Genomic DNA, 18,226 nt, shown 5'->3' with positions numbered 1-18,226 from the left:
GCCCCGGACCTACAGGTCCGGGGCGGTTCGTCGTCTCACGCAGGTGTCAGGCAGCCTCGAGGACCTGCTGCATGTGGCCGCCGCGGAGGCGACGCAGGTGCTCGGCGTCGACGGCCTTCGCCTCCTCCTTCGTCAGGTCGCGGAAGCCCCAGTAGGGCGGGTCGGGCTGCAGCAGCGGGTGGTCGGCCGAGCCGCGGGCGGTGCGGTCGTGCCAGCTGCGGAGCTGCTCCTCGTTGAAGACGCTGGCCTTGACCGCGGCGACGATGGAGGCCATCGCCAGGCCGGGGAGTCGGTTCTGACCGCGGCGCAGTCGCTGCCGGCTGGCGTTCTTGAGAATCCCGAAGACCCCCTCGACCAGCGCCCGCCGCTTGAACAGCCGCCGCCACCGGCGGCTGCCGTAGTACTCACGCTGCATCAGCTTGCGCTGGTGGTTCGCGTCGTCCGAGTCGGGCGTGAAGTCCATCGTCTTGTTCGTGCAGGACTTGCGGGTGGTGTGGTCCTCCGGCGGGGTGATGATCGGGAGCCCCAGCTGGGTGGCCGCCTCGACCTGCGCGGCGCCGAGGGCGTGGCAGCCGGCGCGGCCGGCGCGGGCGGGGCAGATCCACTTGCTGGTCACGCTCTTGCCGAGGCCGCTCTCCTTGCGGTCGAAGGCCCAGTTGCGCTGGAACTCGTCGACGTCGTCGTGGAAGGCGTCCCACTCCTCGGCGGTGGCGCGCTCCGGCGGCAGCGGCCGGTGGTCCATTGGGGCGGCGGCGCAGTGCAGCCAGCCGTGCTGCATCTGCGCGCCGTTGATGTCGACGACCCTGTGGTTGTCGGTGCGCATGGCGAGACCCTGTTCGATGCCCCGCTGGGCCAGCGGTACGGCCCACCGGCCGCCCTTGAGGTTGGTGTACAGCATGTCGCCCACGAGCCGGGTGATCTGGTGGCGGCTGCGGATGCGGTCGATCAGCCCGAGCGAGGCCTCGACGACGTCGGCGTTGGCGGGGGTGAGGACGAACCCGTCGATGAGCACCGGCTCGGAGTCGTCGTCGGCGTTCGGGTCGGGAACCCGGCAGATGGTGTGCTGGTGGAAGCCGAAGCCGACCTCCTTCTCGCCGCTCTTGCTGGTCTTGTAGCCCCAGGCGGCGTCGAGGCAGCGGCCGCGGGCGGCGGCGGGCGCGGGCGCGCTTTGGTCCTCGGGCGCGGTGGCGCCCTCGTCGTCTGTGGCGATGCCGGCGACCTCGAGCGCGTCCGGGTCCGCCCCGTCGGTGACGCCGTCGGCGAGGTCCTTCTCCAGCTCCTTCTTCCGCTTGCCGGGGCCGCGGGTCCAGGCCCACTGCCCGGTGGCGTCCAGCGCACTGGTGCTGCCGGTCCGCGGGATGGTGGTGACAGCGATGAGCGCGTCGATGATCTGCTCGACGGTCCCCTGACGAGCGGCGCGCTCGGTGTCGTCGAGCTGCGGGGCCGCGCCGTGGCCGTAGTCGAGCCGCTTCCGCAGGGCGGTGGCGGCGTTGGACAGGTCGTCGTAGCCGATCTCCTCGACGCCGTCCTCGGCCCAGATCCTCTTGCGGGGCTTGCCGTTCTTGACCAGCGCAGGCGCGTCGGGGTCGAACGGCTTGGCGTTGGTGCGCTTCGTCGTGGTCGGCGGGCGCAGCACGCCGAGCTCTCACTGCTTGTCACGGGGCAGGGCCTCAGTGAGCACCTGGTGAATGCTGGCCAGCGTGGTCTCGTGCCCCAGCCGAGTGCACAGGTGCATACCGATGAACAGCAGGCGGGTGTTGTCCCGGATCCTGCCGATTCGGCCGGGCTTGCCGGGCTGCCGGGGCGGGCAAGCCAGGTCCAGGACGCCGCTGCTGTCGATGACGTGCACGGTGCGGTCGACGAGTGCCGGGGTGAGGTGCTTGGCGCTCATCGGGCACCCCCGCGCAGCGCGCCGGCGGCGGGCTTGGTCAGGCCCTTGTGCTCCAGCCACGGACCCAGGTGGGGAACCAGGTCGACCAGCGTGCGGGCGGACTTCAGCCCGGCCGCCTGCAACAGCACGCCGATGGGGACGGTGTCGGTCATCAGGTCGGCCAGCCAGGTGGCGCGCAGCCGCGCCGCCTCGATGTGCGGGACGTTGTAGAGCGCGGCGTTCTCGACGGCGCGGGCCGCGGTGTTCCGCCGGTCCACCTTGTCCCCGAGCACCAGCTCGCCGGCCCGCCTGCCGTCGACGGCGGAGCGGAGGAGGGCCTCCAGCCGCGAACGGACCGGCACGATCCGCGGCCTCGGCTCCTGGGCGTGGACCTGCAGGCCCTGCATGCCGAGGTCCTCGATGTGCTCGATGCGCAGGTGGCGGAGGTCGACGCTGTCCAGGCCGGCGCCAGCGCCGAGGGCCACGACGGTCGACAGGTCACGGCGCTTGGCCTCGGTCGGCTGGGTGCGGCAGACGCGGGTAATGACCGCCAGTTCCGTCGGCGTGTAGGGCGGCTTGACCGCGCTGTGCCCGATCGGGGTGAGCCGTGCCGGGGTGGTCGGTCCCGGGTTGACGGTGCGGGCGAGGGCGAGCAGGCGCCGCCGACGCTCCGCCTTGACCGACTCGCCGGCTCCTGCCATGCCGAGGCGCACGTACTCGTCGATGAAGGCGGTCGTCAGCACTTGGACGGGCTCGAGGGTCACGCCGCGCCGGGTCGCGTAGGCCGCCAGTCCGGCGATGTGCGTGCAGTGCTTGCGAACGCTTTCGGCACCGGTCAGCGTGCTGGCGGTGATGACGGTGCGGAGGAACGGCCGGATGGCGGCCATCTGCACGGCCGTGTAGCCGGCACCGGCGTAGTCGTCGATCAGCTGCGCCAGCGCGGGTGGCAGCTCGCGCTCCTGCTCGTGCTGTGCCTGCACCTGTGCCAGCTGGCGGGCCATCGCCGCCTTGCTGGGCTTGCGCGGTCGGGTGGAGTTGCTCGTCACGGTCGGCTCCCCGTTCCGGCTGCTCGGCCTCTCCGGGCAGCTCGGGCCGGGACCGTGCGGGGGCGGCTCGGTACGGCAATCACCGCGACTGGCGGTCGTCAGGCGCCGCGCAGCACCGCCCTGTGCCGGTCGGACGGCTGGTCCGGCAGTGCTGCGGCGTGGGTAAGGCCGAGGTCGAGGTCACGCCGGGTCAGCCCCGCTGCGGCGATGTGCACCGCCAGCGGCTGCTCTGTCAGCAGCACCTCGTGGGTGACTGCCGCGGCCAGCGCCCGCGAGGTCAGCCCGAGCCCGTGGCGCTCGGCGAACGCCCGGGCCCGTCGCCAGTCCGCCGGGTCGGTGGCGGCCTCGGCGTCTCCGCGGCGGGCACGTCGAGCAGCATTCACCGCGGTGATGAACGCCGCCGCGTCCGCGCCGCGGTCCGCCCCAGCGACGGCCACGACGCGGGCGACCTCGCCTACGAGGGACGGTGAAGGCAGGGCGTCCACCCGCTCGCCATCGCCGCGGCGCTCCCGACGCCAGGGCACGCCGTGGTGCACCGCCTGCAGCCGGCGCAGGATGCCGCGGCGGTTCTCCCGGGTCTTGTCCGACGCGCCGCACCGCCCCAGTGCGAGGTCGAAGTCCAGCAGCGTCGTGTCCGCCAGGGCCTCGTCCAGCGACAGGTCGCGGTTGCGCTCGACCAGTCGGGCGGCGACCGCACCCAGCGTCTGGATGTCCTTCTCCACGCGGGCCCGGGTCAGCGGCCCTGCCCTCTTGACCAGGGCGATGGCGTCGGGCGCGAGAACAGCCCAGCACTGAGCGGCCACACCGGTCGGGGCGTAGGCGGCGAGGAAGCGGTCGAGTTCAGCGGGGTCGTCGAGCCGGGGACCCCGGCCGTCGGCGGTAGCGGTCATGCCCGGTACAGGTCCGGCGATGGGGCGGATCGGCAATGAGGTCGATCCGGCCGCAGGGGAGCCGCCTGGCTGACGCTGCTGGCGGGGACCGCCGGCGCACCCGATCCGGACATGGGTGTGGCCCCGCCCTTACGGGCGGGGCCACGGTGGCGTTCAGGACGCCGGGCGGACCTCGGCGTCGGATACGTGCCACTGCCGACAGAGCCGGCAGGTCTCCGCTGCCGACCGACCAGCGGTGTGCAGCCGGGCGGCGTCGGCCGCCACCCAGTCGGCGTTCGACTGGGCCCAGACGGCGGGGTACTCCTGCCGCAGGCGTTCCTCGACGCGGTGGAGGCTCTCCCAGAGGAGGTCCGCGCCGGGGAGGTCGTGGCAGAGGTGCTCGACGGCGGCGTCGGCGAGCACCTGCCGGCGAACCAGGAGCTTCCGCAGCCGGTAGTCGCGCAGCGGTTCGGGCGTGCTGGCGCCCTGGGCGTGTGAGTTGGGGGTCATCGGCTTCTCCGTGCCGATCGGCGTTCCCGGCACCGGCGGTGTGGGTGACGCGAACGGGCCGAGGCCCGTCCGCGTCACCCCTCCGCGCGGCTTCACAAGGCGCAAGCCCCGGTCATCGCTCCGTCGGCGCCGCCATCCAGCCCAGCACCAGCTCTGCGTCACGGGCCAGTGCGTCCAGCCGCGCCTCCAGCTTGCCGAGCTCACGGGCGCAGTCCATCGCCCGGTCCGAGCCGGCGCAGTCGGAGCACGCACCGGAGGTCTCCTCCAGCCGCGACAGGAGCACTTCCGCGGTGACCCGGATGACCGCTAGCTGCGCGGGGGCGGGACCCCAACGCAGCGGAAGGGGCAGCAGATGGGCGGGGATGCCCACCAGGTCCGCGGCGCGGCCGAGCACAGCCTGGTCCGAGGCGGTGGCGACGCGATCCGCCGGCCACGGCCGGTGGCCGTGGTCGACGGACGGGAAGGGGAGCACGGACATGCCGGCACCTCCGGTTGCTGGCGACCCAATGGGCCGCGGCGGACGATCCGCGCCCTCAGCTGTGCCGGTTGGAGTCGTCGGGGCATTCGACTGGGCCGCCCGATTGACGAAGGAAAGCGCCCGGTGACCGTGCTCGGCCGCGGCGTCCCGAGGTGCCGCCGATCGCAGCTTGACAACTCCACAGAGATCAACCGACCCCGGGTCGCCGGCGGCTGGCAGCCGTCACCGAAGGAGGTGATCCCGACGGCGTTGCCGCCCGCGGCCGACCGGTGCCCGAAGCCGATGGCGATCGCGGCAGGACACACGTCGCGTCAGGCCAACGCCGAGAGGAGGTGACCGCTCGTTGGCATGACCGACCGTGTCCGGTTCTCCACTGTGCGGCGGCCGTCGGGCTACCGTGCCTGTGCTTGAACCGACCGAGGGAGTTGCACGTGCCGCCGCGCGCGAAGAAGTACGAACCGCTGAAGTTCGAGGACGTGCTGTTCACAGCAGCAGACCAACTCCGCGACTCAGTGCGACTGGTGGCGCCAATGACGGAGGCGTCAGCGTGATCACCGGGGAGCTCAAGGGCAAGATCGACAGAGTCTGGGACGCCTTCTGGTCCGGAGGCATCTCCAACCCCCTCGAGGTCATCGAGCAGATCACCTACCTGCTCTTCATCCGTCGGCTCGACGACCTCCAGACGCTGAAGGAGCGGAAGGCCAACCGCACCGGCAAGCCGATCGAGGACCCGATCTTCCAGCCCGGTGAGGCGGACCTGCGCTGGTCCCGGTTCAAGGACTTCGAGCCTGGGGTCATGCACCAGGTGATCGGCGAGGGCGTCTTCCCGTTCCTGCGTCGGCTCGGCGGCGACGGGTCCACCTACTCCGAGCACATGAGGGACGCGCGGTTCACCATCCCGACCCCGGCACTGCTTTCCCGCGTCGTGGACATGCTCGACGACGTCCCCATGCAGGACCGTGACACCAACGGCGACCTCTACGAGTACATGCTCAGCAAGATCGCCTCAGCTGGTCAGAACGGCCAGTTCCGCACCCCCCGGCACATCATCCAGCTGATGGTGGCCATGACCGCCCCACAGCCGTCGGACGAGATCTGCGACCCTGCGTGCGGCACCGCCGGCTTCCTCGTCGCCGCATCGGAGTACGTGCGCCGCGAGCACCCCACGGTGATGACCGACGAGCAGCAGCGGCAGCACTACCACCGCAGCATGTTCCACGGGTACGACTTCGACTCCACCATGCTGCGCATCGGCAGCATGAACATGCTGCTGCACGGGATCGAGCAGCCGGACATCCGCTATCGCGACTCCTTGTCCGAAGGCGCGGCGGGCGAGGAAGGCCTCTACTCGCTGATCCTCGCCAATCCGCCGTTCGCAGGCAGCCTCGACTACGAGTCGACGTCGAAGGACCTGCAGCGGGTGGTCAAGACCAAGAAGACCGAGCTGCTCTTTCTCGCCCTGTTCCTGCGGCTGCTCAAGCCCGGTGGGCGCGCAGCGGTCATCGTCCCCGACGGAGTGCTCTTCGGGTCGTCGACGGCGCACAAGGCCCTACGCCGGATCCTGGTCGAGGAGCAGAAGCTCGACGCCGTGGTCAAGCTCCCGTCGGGGGTGTTCCGACCGTACGCGGGCGTGTCCACAGCCATCCTGCTCTTCACCAAGACCAACAGTGGCGGAACCCAGGACGTGTGGTTCTACGACGTTCGGGCGGACGGATTCAGTCTGGACGACAAGCGCATCCCAACGACGGCCAACGACCTGTCCGACGTGCTTGCGCGTTGGGCTGAGCGCGACAAGGAGGAGCTCAAGCGAGGACGCGCAGAACAGAGCTTCTGTGTCCCCAAGGCCGACATCATTGCCCAGGGATACGATCTCTCGCTGAATCGGTACAAGGAAGTCGTCCATGTCGAGACCGACCACCGGCCGTCCTTGGAAATCATCGCAGACCTCGAGAAGTCCGAAGCTGAGATTCAACAGGGCCTCGCGGACCTGAGAGCTATGCTCTCGTGATGAAGGTGCTCTCGCTTGGCGATCTAGCCGAGTTCGTCTCGGGATTCGCATTCAAGTCATCGGCGTTCAACACCGATGGTGTCGGTCTGCCGCTCGTCCGGATCCGTGACGTAGTTCCGGGGCGGAGTAGCACGTACTACTCAGGGGAGTACGACCCTCGCTTCCTCGTTTCTGATGGAGATTATCTCATCGGGATGGACGGTGAGTTCAACCTGGCGAGGTGGCGTGGGGGCCCTGCTCTCCTGAATCAGCGAGTGTGCAAGATCGCCGGGCTCGATCCGTCTCTGGATCTAGGCTATCTCGTGCGCTTCCTGCCCAAGATGCTCAAGAAAATCGAGAACGCGACTCCCTTCGCTACGGTAAAGCATCTCTCCGTAAAATCACTTAGAAGCATCGAGATCCCACTCCCACCCCTCGCTGACCAGCGTCGTATCGCGACGGTTCTCAGTCGCGCGGAATCCTTGCGCGCCAATCGTCAGGAAACCCTCGATCACTTTGGCGATTTGGGCAACTCGATCTACTTGGAGATGTTTGCTGGAACGGAGTGGCCGAGGCGGAGGTTGGTCGACCTCTGCGCCACTCGCGACGACATCCGTTGTGGCCCCTTCGGCACTCAGTTGCAAAAGTCCGAGTTCCGCGAGGCTGGCGTGCCCCTCTGGGGCATCAAGAACGTCAATGCCCGGTTCGAACTCCCAGCGTGGGAGTTCGTGGCTGAGGCAACTGCCGATCGTTTGTCTCAGTACTCCATTATTCCCGGCGACATTGTCATGACTCGAAAGGGGACCATTGGGAACTGTTCGGTGTACCCCTCGCACCTCCCCTTGGGGATTATGCATTCCGACCTTCTCCGACTCCGCATGGATCCCGACAGGGTTGTGCCAGAGTTTCTCGCTCACCAGCTTCATGAGAGTCGAGAAATCGCTACCCAGATTCATGCAGTGAGCTCAGGTGCTGTCATGCCGGGGATCAATGTGACCAAGTTGAAGGAGTTGCAAGTCCGCGTTCCGCCGCGGGAGCTTCAAGAGCAGTTTGTGGAGCGTCTGGGGAGTGTCGATCGTCAACGACATGCATGCCAACGTCAGGCAGATGCCTTCAGTGAGCTGCATGCAGCTTTGGTCGACCGCGCGTTCGCCGGCCAGTTGTAGAAGAACATTATGGGCAACTTTGACTTCATCAGCGGCGAATGGCCGCAGATTCATGTGGACTGTCGACGGGCAGAGAGCTACCTAGGTGGTGACCCGCGGTCGGCATGCTTTTACGCACGTCGCGCCGTAGAGCAACTCGTTGGACTCATCCACGACGTTGACGGGTTGCCCATTCCCTACAAGGATGACCTCGCGGCCCGGATCAACGGGCCGGACTTCCAGCGGCGGGTCGGCGTCGGCATTGGGCAGAAGCTGAACCTGATCCGCAAGCTGGGCAATCGTGCCGTACACGACGTCCAGCCGATCCCGGCTCGGGCTGCGGTGGATGTGCTGCGCGAGTTGCACCACGTGGTTGTGTGGACGGCCTTTCGCTACTCCGCCAACCCGGAGGCGGTGCCGACCGGGGCCGTGTTCGACGCGAAGCTCGCCGGTAGTCAGGCACCCTTGAGTCGCGCCGACGTTGTTCGGCTTGCGGAAAGGTTTCGTCAGCAGGACGAGGCCAATGCCCGTGCGCTCAAGGAGCGGGACGATCTTGCAGCGGCGAAGGATGCCGAGATCGAAAAGCTGCGCCAGCAGATCAAGGCCGCGCAGGCCGCGAACACGCTGACGGACACTCACGACTACTCCGAGGCCCAGACCCGCGACCTCATCATCGACGAGCTCCTCCGCGAGGCGGGCTGGCAGCTCACCGATGACCGGGACCGCGAGTTCGAGGTCACCGGCATGCCAAACGCCGAGGGCAAGGGCTTCGTCGACTACGTGCTGTGGGGCAGCGACGGGCTGCCGCTGGCGGTCGTGGAGGCGAAGAAGACCACCGTCGAGCCGGCGGTAGGCCAACAGCAGGCCAAGCTGTACGCCGACTGCCTGCAGCAGATGACCGGCCGCCGGCCGGTGATCTTTTACACCAACGGCTACCAGACCTGGCTATGGGACGACGCCGCCGGCTACCCGCCGCGCCGGGTCGAGGGCTTCTTCACCGCCGACGAGCTCGAACTGATGGTGCAGCGCCGCACCGGCCGCCTGCCGCTGGCCGACGCGCCCATCGACAAGAGCATCGTGGAGCGCCACTACCAGCAGCGCGCCATCCGGGCGGTAGGAGAGACCTTCATCGCCAAGCAGCGCGCCGCCCTTCTGGTGATGGCCACCGGCTCCGGCAAGACGCGAACCGTCATCGCGCTGGTCGATCAGCTGATGCGCGCCGGGTGGGTCAAGCGGGTCCTGTTCCTCGCCGACCGCACCGCACTGGTCAACCAGGCCGTCGGGGCCTTCAAGACCCACCTGCCGAACGCGACCACGGTCAACCTGGTGACTGAGAAGGTCGCCGACGGCCGGGTGTACGTCTCGACGTACCCGACAATGATGAACTTGATCAACGAGACCGACGCGGGTCGGAGGCTGTTCGGACCGGGCTACTTCGACCTCATCGTCATCGACGAGGCCCACCGATCGGTCTACCAGAAGTACCGTTCCATCTTTTCCTGGTTCGACTCGCTGCTGGTAGGCCTCACCGCCACGCCGAAGGACGAGGTCGACCGCAACACCTATTCGTTGTTCAACCTCGAAGACGGGGTTCCCACCGACGCCTACAGCCTCGACGAGGCCGTGGCCGCCGGCTACCTCGTGCCGCCGGTGGCTGTGTCGGTGCCCACGAAGTTCCTCCGCGAAGGCATCCGCTATGACGAGCTCAGCGAGGAGGAGAAGGACGATTGGGATTCGTTCGAGTGGAACGAGGACGGCGACATCCCTGACGCCGTCTCGGCCGAAGAGCTCAACAAGTTCCTCTTCAACTCCGATACCGTCGACAAGGTCCTCGCCACCTTGATGAAGGACGGCCACAAGGTCGCCGGCGGTGACCGGCTCGGCAAGACCATCGTCTTCGCCAAGAACCAGGCCCACGCCGAGTTCATCCAGAAGCGCTTCGACGTCAACTACCCCGAGTACGCCGGCGACTTCGCCCGCGTCATCACCCACTCGGTGACCTACGCCCAGAACCTGATCGATGGCTTCTCGATCAAGGACAAGGCGCCCCACATCGCCATCTCCGTCGACATGCTCGACACCGGCATCGACGTCCCCGAGGTGGTCAACCTCGTCTTCTTCAAGCTCATCCGCGCCAAAAGCAAGTTCTGGCAGATGATCGGCCGCGGCACCCGCCTGCGCCCCGACCTCTACGGCCCCGGCGAAGACAAGAAGAACTTCTACGTCTTCGACTTCTGCGGCAACCTCGAGTTCTTCAGCCAGAACCTGCCCGACTCCGGCGGGTCGCTGCAGAAATCGCTCGCTGAGCGGCTGTTCGAAGCCCGACTGGGACTGCTCACCGCGCTGGACCAGACCGGCGCGGGAGCCGACGCCGGCGGCCAGCCTGAAGTCGGCCAGGGCGAGGTCAGCGACCGCGGCCTGCGCGTCGACGTTGCCTGGACGCTGCACGAGGTGGTGGTCGGCATGAACGAGGACAACTTCCTGGTCCGCCCGGCCCGGCAATGGGTCGAGACGTACTCCGACTGGGATGCCTGGCACCAGCTGACCCCGGAGAAGGCCGGCGACATCGCCCACCACCTCGCCGGCCTGCCCTCCACCAAGCGGGACGACGACGAGGACGCCAAACGCTTCGACCTGATCCTGCTGCGACTGCAGCTGGCCCAACTCGACGGCGATGCCATCCTGTTCGAGCGGCTGCGCACGCAGGTGCGGGACATCACCGCCGCACTGCTCGGCCAGACGACAATCCCCTCGGTCAAGGCACAGGAGCAGCTGCTCGAGGAGCTGTCCGGCGACGAATGGTGGGTCGACGTCACCCTCCCGATGCTCGAGCTCGCCCGGCGCCGAATCCGTGGGCTCGTGCGCTTCGTGGAGAAGTCCCAGCGCGCCGTCGTCTACTCCAACTTCGCCGACGAGCTCGGCGAGAGCAGCACCATCGAACTGCCCGGCGTCACCCCTGGCACGAACTGGGAACGGTTCCGCGCGAAGGCCCGCGCCTACCTCCGCGACCACGAGGACCACCTGGCCCTGCAGCGTCTCCGTCGGAACCTCCAGCTGACCCCGGAGGATCTGGCGTCGCTGGAGGAGATGCTGGGGGAGTCCGGCGCCGGCAGCGAGGCCGACATCGCCCGCGCCCGCGAGGAGTCCCACGGACTCGGGCTGTTCATCCGCTCCCTGGTCGGCCTCGACCGCGAGGCCGCGACCGCCGCGTTCGACCGCTACCTGTCCGACGGCGCGTACTCGTCCAACCAGATCCGGTTCGTCCAGCTCATCGTCGAGCACCTGACCGCCAACGGGGTCATGGACGTCGGCCGCCTCTACGAATCACCGTTCACCGACAGCGCGCCCCACGGGCCGGACTCGATCTTCACCGAGGACGAGGTCGACGGCATCGTGACCGTTCTCCATCAGGTCAGGGAACGCGCTCTTCCGGACGTCACGGTCGCGTGACGGCGGGGTCACTGATCCGTCGAGCAGGAGTCCGCAGTTGACCATGTCGCAGGAGCAGCCCACGTGACCCGACCGGATCAAGCCACCCTTGATGACGTGCACGCCTGGGAGCAGCTCCACGCGACGCTGACCACGGCGTGGGAAGCCATCGGCGCCGCCGAGGACGCCAAGGACGCCAGCGCGGTGGCGCACTGGAGCAGCAGCCTGGAGCGGCTGCGGGACACACACCGGGACCTCGTGCAGACCGGACGCTGGCGAGGCGGTCCGCGGACGCTGCTCGCGGCCCTCGATCAGCAGTACCGAGAACTCGCCATGACCGCCGGTCTGGCGTGGCTGCTGCGCCCAGACGGACACCACGGCATGGGCCCAGCTGCGCTGGGCAGACTGCTGGACCACCTCGGGATCGACGGCTCCGGTACGGACGCCGGCGTACGGGTGGTGCTGGAGGAACAGCGGGTGGAAACCCGCGCCGACCTCGTCGTCTACGGCAGCGACTGGACGATCGTGGTGGAGGCCAAGACCTTCGCGGTCGAACAGGACCGCCAGCTGGACCGCCTCTACGCGCACTGGCAGAACGAGCTGGCTCCCTGCTTCGTCTTCCTCACCCGCGGCCAGCGCTCACCGACCACCGCGGTGGACAGCCGCGGCCAGTGGCGAGCCGTCACCTGGGAGCAGGTCGCCGACATCGCCCGCGCGGCCGCCACCTCGATGACCGGGGCGGCACCCGGCGTCCACGACTACATCGCCACCCTGGAGGCCTACCACCGTGTCTGACCCGATCGTCCCCACGCGTGAAGCTGCCGACGCGAAGGCATGGTTCTACCTCGACCACCGGCACGACATCGAGAGTTGGGCGGCTCTGCGCGCAGAAGGACGCCAGCTCCTCGACAAGCATCTCGTCGGTGTCGCTGCGCAGCTGGAGGAACTGGCCGAAGAACTCGACGCCGAGTTGGAGACCAACGACCTGGACTCCGGTTCCTGGCCCCGGGCGGGACTGCGCCGCCCGACCTGGCAGCACAACAGGACCGCAGACGTTAGCGTCGTCATTCAGTGGGAGCGTGCCCGCCTGCTCACCCCGGGGCCGAACGAGTGGCCGTACGTCGCCGTGCGTCTCCCCGCCGACGCGGCCGACGAGGAACGCCGACGGCAGATCAGCGAGGCGATGCGACCGGTGCGCGCACAGCTCAAGGGCTCGTCGGGTCGGACGTTCCCGTTCTGGCGCTACGTTCAGCCGCCGGCCGGCGCACCGCTGGACCCGGACGCGCTCATCCATGACGTTGACATCGCCTTCCGCGAGCTGTGGGCTGCCGCAGCCCCGGCCCTAGACGCCCTGCACCCACCTCGGGCTGGCTGACCGCGTCGGTCGAGGGCATTGGTGGCGGGGGAGTGGCAGCTGTCCCCAACGCATCGATGCACGGCCAGACCCCGCAACAGGGGGCTTGTCGTCGGTCAGCTGGCGCCTCCGTAGGCTGCCGGGGGCCTGGGCCTGCCAGGACCCGACGGACGAGCTGGAGGAAACCCGTGTCGGTCATGTCGACGACGGAGGGCCCTGCCGCCGAACCGGTCGCATGACGACTTCACCGCGTGAGCGCGTGGGGAACCTGATGTCTCGTCTGCGGCAGCTGACAGCGCGGCCGAGTACCGGGGTCATCCTCGCCGGACTCATGTTGCGCTCGAACACCTGGATGCACCGGCGGGTGGAGTCGCTGCGCATGGACGCCAACGGCGGCACGACGCTGCACGTGTCGTTGGACTACACGCTGCCTTCTCCGGCAATCGAGCGCAGCGGGAAGCGGGTCCTCCTGCCCCTCGGCTTCGTCCGGAAGGGCGCGTTGCGGAAGGTGAACACCCGGGGTGCATCCGGTCAGCCGCTGCCCATCCTGGACTCCGAAGAGAACGGCAGCCTGGCTGTCGAGATGCTGCTCGCGCTGGCCGCACAGGTGCTGCCGGACACGATCGTCTCGTCCGAGGAGTGCCAGAACATGCTCGAGGGGGTCGTGTACTGCTCCCCGAACGGCGCTCCGGAGGCCGTCGCGCAGTTCGAGGCATGGCTCGGTTCACAGGAAGACATCGAGTCCGGACCCGCGCAGGAGGTCTTCGCCTCGATGACCACCCAGTTGGCGCACAACTTCTTGTTCGCCGTCGAGGTTGACGCCGACGTGGTCGGGACTCGTTCGATCGTGAAGTACTCGTACGAGGACGAACTGCCGGAGATCCGCAAGGTCAGCATCCCGACCACTATCGCCCGCAGCATCCCCCAGTTCGGTATCGCGGCGAGCTGGCACTTCGAGGTCGAGGCTCCGGCCGGCCTCGGTGTTCGCGCCTTGCGCGTCCGGGAGTACGACGTCGACGGGACCCTCGGCAGCGCATGGGAGGACCGGGCTCCCCGTCGGGACCCGGAGACTGTCGCGCATGTTGCCTGCCGTCCAGATCACCGCCTGACGACGGCGACAGCCGACATTGTGCTCACGCCGCAACGTCGTGGCCTGCCCCGTGTCGCCCTGTGGGGTGCCCTGCTGACCGGCGTGCTGGTAGCGCTGGCGCTGGGGGCCCGGACCTTCACCGACGTCTTCATCGCCGAGAGCCCCGCGGGGTCGTCTCCCGCATCGATCCTGCTCGCGGGTCCGGCCTTGCTGTTGTCCTGGCTCAGTCGCGCGCCAGAGCACGTGATGGTGGCTCGACTCCACTGGCCGCTGCGGCGTGTGCTCGTCGTGTCCTCCTTTGTGTTGTTCGGCATGGCGCTGATCGTCACGGTGCCGTTGCTGTCACCCTGGAACTGCATTGCGTGGGCCACGATCGCGGCTGCTCAGGCCTGGGCTGTCGTTGAGGCTGTGAGCCTCTACCGTTCTGTCGTACGGACCACCTAGCGTGCGCACCACCATGAAGGGAGGCGGGATGGCCACAGACAGCGCTGCCGACCGCAGCGTCAAGCGCGGACGGCGTCACAGCGAGGCTGACATCGTGATCCATACCGCCGAGGGCGCCATCGTCGGGCAGGTGAAGGGCCTGAAGGGACGCGGCGCCACCGAGCGGGTCATCGCCCAGCTGCTCAAGGGCGGTCCAGTGAGTGCACGGGCTCCTCGGCGCGTGTACCTCTCCCAGAAGCCGGCCGCGGATCGGTAGCTCCGCTTGGGTGCCCTGCTGGGGGTGCTGATTTCTGGACCGACGGGTGCAAGCCGCTGGCGCCGTTCGTAGAAACGGATGCCCGGACCTCGCCGTTCGTAGATCTACGAACACCCCACCACCCCTGTTGCGTGCGAGAGCCCCGGTCGCTGACCGGGGCTCTCGTGCGTCCGGCCCCGGGTCGATGCCGTCCCTTCCCGCGGTCCGGCACGGCGCGCCCCGGGCGTCCCGGTGATCAGGTCCGTGGCCGGCGCTGCTCCCCGGTGGCCCCGCGCCGGGCCGTGGCGGACCGGTCAGACGCCCGAGAAGTCGACCTCCGCGGTGGGGGTGACACTGCCCCGGCGGCCGGGCGCGGACGCGAAGCCCCAGTAGGCGTTCGTGTAGGCGATCGCCTGGTCGGGGCCGATCGGCACGCCCCACTGGCGCAGGTCCTCGGTGGTGTGCGCGTCAGCGACCAGGGTGGTGTCGTACCCGCGGACCAGGGCGCCGTGCAACGTCGAGCGGATGCAGGCGTCGGTCTGCGCACCGGTGACCACCAACCGGCCGATGGCACGCTCGGCGAGGTGTTCCTCCAGGTCGGTGGCCTCGAACGAGTCGCCGTAGCTCTTGTGCACCAGGGGCTCGGAGTCCAGGCGCGCCAGCTCCGGAACGTACTGCCACTCGTCGGAGCCCTGCGGCAGGCCCGCGTCGGAGTGCTGGACCCACACCACCGGCACCTGCTCGGCGCGGGCCTTCTCGACGAGCTGCCGGATGTTGCCGACGACGCGGTCGCGCTCGTAGGCGTTGCCGACCACGCCGCTCTGCACGTCGATGACGAGCAGGGCGGTGCGCGAACGGTTCTGCAGTGCGGTCATGGCTGCCTCCGTGGACTCCGGGACGTCGCGGTCACCGTAGAGCGGACCGGTGACGCTTCAGCGCCCGCCGAGCCCGCCGGTGCGGCCACGATCGGGGGAGCCTCCGCAACCTGCGCCCACCGGACCTCGTTGCGCCGACCGTGACCGACGAGCAGGGCCACCGGCCGCGCACGGTGGCCCGCGGCAGCGGCTGGACCGAGTGGGCGCCCAGCGGCCGGCTGGCCGTCCCGGTCATCGTGCTGCTGGTCATCGCGGCCAACCTGATCGGGGTCGGCACCGTGGTCCTGCTGCCGATCGGCGTGGAGCACAGCGGGGGCAGCCCCGGCCGCGCGGAGGTGCTCTGGCCGGCCGGGGCCTACCTCGCCCTCGCCCTGCCGCTCGCCGTCGTCGCGGGGCTGCGGCGGCAGCGGGCCACGAACCGCTGGCTGATGGCCGGCCGGGAGCCGACGAGCGGCGAGGCGGCGCACGCCCTGCGGCTACCGCTGGACACCGCGCTCATCGCCGCTCTGGTCTGGCTGCTGGGCGCAGTCCTCATGGGCGCCGTCGGGGCGGTCACCTTCCCCGACGCCCGGGTAGGTGCGCGGATCGCCGTCGCCGTCGTCCTCGGCGGCGTGGTCACCGCCGGCGTCACCTACCTGCTGGTCGCCCGGGCGGCGCGGGCCGTCACCGCCCCCGCACTGGCCGCCCACCCGCCGGCCGGCGCGCTCACCCTGGGCGTGCGCATCCGCCTGCTGCTCACCTGGGGGCTCACCAGCGGCGTCCCCATGGTCGGCGTCGTCCTGCTGTACCTGGACCCGAGCAACCCCGACGGCCCCGGCCGCACGGCGGTCATCTTCCTCGTCGTCGTCGCGCTGCTGGTCGGTGCGCTGGCCACCGTCCTCACCGCCCGGGCCGTGGGCCAGCCGCTGCGCGACCTGCGGCGCGCGGTGCAGCAGGTCGGCCGGGGGAACTACGACGTCGACGTCGTGGTCGACGACGCCGGCGAGATCGGGCTGCTGCAGGAGGGGGTGAACTCCATGGCCGCGGGCCCGGCCGAGCGGGAGCGGCTGCGCGACCTGTTCGGGCGGCACGTCGGCACGACGGTCGCCCAGCGGGCGCTGGCCACCGGCGTCTCCCTCGGCGGGGAGGAGCGGACCGTGGCGGCGCTCTTCGTCGACATCGCCGGCTCCACGTCGCTGGTCCGCCGCACCGGCTCGGAGGAGATGGTCGGCCTGCTCAACCGGTTCTTCGCCGTCGTCGTCGAGTCCATCGAGGCCGAGGGCGGCCTGGTGAACAAGTTCGAGGGCGACGCCGCGCTGTGCGTCTTCGGTGCCCCGGCCGACCACCCCGACCCGGCCGGCGCGGCCCTGCGGGCTGCCCGGCGGATCTGCGACGCCGTCGCCGAGGCGGGGAGGTCGACGTCGGCGTGGGGGTCGCCTGCGGCCGGGTGTGGGCGGGGCAGGTGGGCGCGGCCAGCCGGCTGGAGTACACCGTCATCGGAGACCCGGTGAACGAGGCGGCGCGGCTCACCGAGCAGGCGAAGGAGCACCCGGGCCGCGCCGTGGCCAGCGAGTCCGCCGTGCCGGCGGCTGCCCCCGAGGAGCGCGTGCACTGGGTGCAGGACGCCGAGGTCGAGCTCCGTGGTCGCGGCGAGACCACGACCACGTGGGCGCTTTGCCGGGGCGAGAGGAGCAGGAGGCGTTCCCGCGGGAACGCCTGCGACCCGCACAGGTGGTCGCCGGCCTGAATGAGCCGGATGGTGATCGGGGGACGACGCCGGAGCGGGCCCATGCCAGGACGGGATCCGGCGGCCAGGAGCGACGACTACTGCGTCGGGGAGCGGGTCCCCTTGCCCGCTTCGTGCGCCTTCACCACGACCAGCACGTCCTCCGGCTGGAGCGTCCCGATCAGCGGGTCGTCGAAGCGCAGCGTGCGCCCGCCGCGGGTCACCGACAGCACGATGTCGCGCAGCTGCCGGGGGCCCAGGCCCACCTCGTCGGTGGTGACCGTCCGCTGGTGGAGATCCAGCCCCTGCCCACCGGTGACCAGGTCCTCGACCACGGCCACCACCCGCGGGGCGTCGGTGGACAGGCCGAGCAGCCGCCCGGAGGTGGCCGAGGTGGTGATGACCGTGTCGGCGCCGGACTGCCGCAGGAGGTTGGCGTTCTCCTCTTCCCGGACACTGGTGGTGATCGGCACGCTCGGGTTGAGCTGCCGCACCGTCAGGGTGATGAGTACCGACGCGTCGTCGCGATTCGCGGCGACGATCACCGACCGGGCCCGCTCCACGGCTGCCCGGCGCAGCACGTCCGTGCGGCCGGCGTCGCCGACGATGCCGGTGAGCCCAGCGGCGTTGGCCTCGTCGATCGCCCGGGGCTCGGGATCGACGACGACGATCTTCTCCAGCGGCGTGCCGTTGGCCTGGAGCGAGCGGATCGCGCTGCGGCCTTTCGTGCCGTAGCCGCACACGATGACGTGCTGGCGCACGCGGGACCTCCAGCGGTGGATGCGGAACTCCTCGCGCGAGCGCGCGGTGAGGGCCTCGAGCGTCGTTCCGATGAGGACGATCAGGAACATGATGCGCAGCGGCGTGATCAGCAGGACGTTGATCAGCCGGGCCTGCTCGGTGACCGGGGTGATGTCGCCGTAGCCGGTGGTGGAGAGGCTGACCGTCGCGTAGTAGGTCGCGTCGAGGAGCGAGATCTCGTCGCCGCGGCTGTCGGCGTAGCCGTCTCGGTCCAGGTAGACCACGAGCACGACGACGAGCAGGACGACCGCGGCGATGAGCACGCGCCGCCACACCTGGCGGACCGGTGACTGTTCGACGTGGGCGATCCGCACCCCGGTGTGCTCGGTCTCCAGACCGTTCCGCTCTTCAGCCACGCCGCGGACGATAGTGAGCGGACACGCCGGTC

The 18,226-nt window shown here is 69.6% G+C and carries 17 protein-coding genes; 9 read left to right on the top strand and 8 right to left on the bottom strand.

What is annotated here, in order from left to right; all coding sequences use genetic code 11:
* Positions 1-46 precede the first annotated feature (46 nt).
* The 6 genes from ACI791_RS03135 to ACI791_RS03110 form a co-directional block, all read right to left on the bottom strand.
* A complete protein-coding gene (locus tag ACI791_RS03135; protein WP_456584692.1) occupies positions 47-1,636 on the bottom strand; it encodes a hypothetical protein in 1,590 nt (529 codons plus the stop codon).
* Positions 1,637-1,645: 9 nt separating this feature from the next.
* Positions 1,646-1,891, bottom strand: a complete 246-nt coding sequence (locus tag ACI791_RS03130) for a hypothetical protein (protein WP_456584691.1) — start codon at positions 1,889-1,891, stop codon at positions 1,646-1,648.
* Positions 1,888-2,916: a hypothetical protein gene (locus ACI791_RS03125; protein ID WP_456584690.1), complete on the bottom strand. Its 1,029-nt coding sequence runs from the start codon at positions 2,914-2,916 to the stop codon at positions 1,888-1,890. The genes ACI791_RS03130 and ACI791_RS03125 overlap by 4 nt, the downstream gene beginning before the upstream one ends.
* A 98-nt stretch (positions 2,917-3,014) precedes the next feature.
* Positions 3,015-3,806, bottom strand: coding sequence for a hypothetical protein (locus tag ACI791_RS03120; RefSeq protein WP_456584689.1), 792 nt, complete (start codon positions 3,804-3,806; stop codon positions 3,015-3,017).
* 153 nt (positions 3,807-3,959) lie between these two features.
* Positions 3,960-4,295, bottom strand: a complete 336-nt coding sequence (locus ACI791_RS03115; protein ID WP_456584688.1) for a hypothetical protein — start codon at positions 4,293-4,295, stop codon at positions 3,960-3,962.
* Positions 4,296-4,407: 112 nt separating this feature from the next.
* Positions 4,408-4,773 carry a hypothetical protein gene (locus ACI791_RS03110; RefSeq protein ID WP_456584687.1) on the bottom strand — a complete coding sequence of 122 codons (366 nt, stop codon included), beginning with the start codon at positions 4,771-4,773 and terminating at the stop codon, positions 4,408-4,410.
* Between the two features lie 547 nt (positions 4,774-5,320).
* On the opposite strand from ACI791_RS03110, the gene ACI791_RS03105 reads away from it, so the two are divergent.
* The 7 genes from ACI791_RS03105 (at position 5,321) to ACI791_RS03075 (ending at position 14,478) form a co-directional block, all read left to right on the top strand.
* Positions 5,321-6,781 carry a type I restriction-modification system subunit M gene (locus ACI791_RS03105; RefSeq protein WP_456584686.1) on the top strand — a complete coding sequence of 487 codons (1,461 nt, stop codon included), beginning with the start codon at positions 5,321-5,323 and terminating at the stop codon, positions 6,779-6,781.
* Entirely contained in the window at positions 6,781-7,926 is a 1,146-nt protein-coding gene (locus tag ACI791_RS03100) for a restriction endonuclease subunit S (RefSeq protein ID WP_456584685.1), read from the top strand. Before ACI791_RS03105 ends, ACI791_RS03100 begins: the two co-directional genes overlap by 1 nt.
* 9 nt (positions 7,927-7,935) lie before the next feature.
* Positions 7,936-11,355: a DEAD/DEAH box helicase family protein gene (locus ACI791_RS03095; RefSeq protein ID WP_456584684.1), complete on the top strand. Its 3,420-nt coding sequence runs from the start codon at positions 7,936-7,938 to the stop codon at positions 11,353-11,355.
* Positions 11,356-11,418: 63 nt separating this feature from the next.
* Positions 11,419-12,129: a PD-(D/E)XK nuclease family protein gene (locus ACI791_RS03090; protein ID WP_456584683.1), complete on the top strand. Its 711-nt coding sequence runs from the start codon at positions 11,419-11,421 to the stop codon at positions 12,127-12,129.
* Complete coding sequence (locus tag ACI791_RS03085) at positions 12,122-12,709, top strand: hypothetical protein (RefSeq protein ID WP_456584682.1); 588 nt, start codon at positions 12,122-12,124, stop codon at positions 12,707-12,709. Before ACI791_RS03090 ends, ACI791_RS03085 begins: the two co-directional genes overlap by 8 nt.
* A 310-nt stretch (positions 12,710-13,019) precedes the next feature.
* Positions 13,020-14,222 carry a hypothetical protein gene (locus tag ACI791_RS03080; RefSeq protein WP_456584681.1) on the top strand — a complete coding sequence of 401 codons (1,203 nt, stop codon included), beginning with the start codon at positions 13,020-13,022 and terminating at the stop codon, positions 14,220-14,222.
* Position 14,223: 1 nt separating this feature from the next.
* Positions 14,224-14,478 carry a hypothetical protein gene (locus ACI791_RS03075; RefSeq protein WP_456584680.1) on the top strand — a complete coding sequence of 85 codons (255 nt, stop codon included), beginning with the start codon at positions 14,224-14,226 and terminating at the stop codon, positions 14,476-14,478.
* A gap of 293 nt (positions 14,479-14,771) precedes the next feature.
* Here the strand turns inward: ACI791_RS03075 and ACI791_RS03070 are convergent, their stop codons facing one another.
* Positions 14,772-15,332 (bottom strand): isochorismatase family protein, encoded by a 561-nt coding sequence (locus ACI791_RS03070; RefSeq protein WP_456584679.1) that lies wholly within the window; start codon positions 15,330-15,332, stop codon positions 14,772-14,774.
* A 140-nt stretch (positions 15,333-15,472) separates the two neighbouring features.
* Here ACI791_RS03070 and ACI791_RS03065 point away from each other — a divergent pair, with 140 nt between their 5' ends.
* Both ACI791_RS03065 and ACI791_RS03060 read left to right on the top strand, forming a co-directional pair.
* The gene (locus tag ACI791_RS03065; protein ID WP_456584678.1) at positions 15,473-16,822 is read left to right on the top strand and encodes an adenylate/guanylate cyclase domain-containing protein; all 1,350 of its coding nucleotides are present in this window, start codon (positions 15,473-15,475) and stop codon (positions 16,820-16,822) included.
* Positions 16,738-17,058 (top strand): adenylate/guanylate cyclase domain-containing protein, encoded by a 321-nt coding sequence (locus ACI791_RS03060; RefSeq protein ID WP_456584677.1) that lies wholly within the window; start codon positions 16,738-16,740, stop codon positions 17,056-17,058. Before ACI791_RS03065 ends, ACI791_RS03060 begins: the two co-directional genes overlap by 85 nt.
* 77 nt (positions 17,059-17,135) lie before the next feature.
* On the opposite strand, the gene ACI791_RS03055 is transcribed toward ACI791_RS03060, so the two are convergent.
* Positions 17,136-18,194, bottom strand: a complete 1,059-nt coding sequence (locus ACI791_RS03055; protein ID WP_347059692.1) for a potassium channel family protein — start codon at positions 18,192-18,194, stop codon at positions 17,136-17,138.
* Between the last annotated feature and the right edge of the window lie 32 nt (positions 18,195-18,226).

The sequence above is a fragment of the Blastococcus sp. SYSU DS0973 genome, from assembly GCF_054051055.1.
The sequence above is the reverse complement of the archived record's forward strand: the minus strand, read 5'-3'. Positions and strand labels throughout refer to the sequence as shown.

Excerpts from the sequence above, each read along its gene's own strand:
- ACI791_RS03120 (WP_456584689.1), bottom strand. The coding sequence starts at position 3,806 with ATGACCGCTACCGCCGACGGCCGGGGTCCCCGGCTCGACGACCCCGCT.
- ACI791_RS03100 (WP_456584685.1), top strand. The coding sequence starts at position 6,781 with ATGAAGGTGCTCTCGCTTGGCGATCTAGCCGAGTTCGTCTCGGGATTC.
- ACI791_RS03095 (WP_456584684.1), top strand. The coding sequence starts at position 7,936 with ATGGGCAACTTTGACTTCATCAGCGGCGAATGGCCGCAGATTCATGTG.
- ACI791_RS03070 (WP_456584679.1), bottom strand. The coding sequence starts at position 15,332 with ATGACCGCACTGCAGAACCGTTCGCGCACCGCCCTGCTCGTCATCGAC.
- ACI791_RS03110 (WP_456584687.1), bottom strand. The coding sequence starts at position 4,773 with ATGTCCGTGCTCCCCTTCCCGTCCGTCGACCACGGCCACCGGCCGTGG.
- ACI791_RS03130 (WP_456584691.1), bottom strand. The coding sequence starts at position 1,891 with ATGAGCGCCAAGCACCTCACCCCGGCACTCGTCGACCGCACCGTGCAC.
- ACI791_RS03115 (WP_456584688.1), bottom strand. The coding sequence starts at position 4,295 with ATGACCCCCAACTCACACGCCCAGGGCGCCAGCACGCCCGAACCGCTG.
- ACI791_RS03080 (WP_456584681.1), top strand. The coding sequence starts at position 13,020 with ATGTTGCGCTCGAACACCTGGATGCACCGGCGGGTGGAGTCGCTGCGC.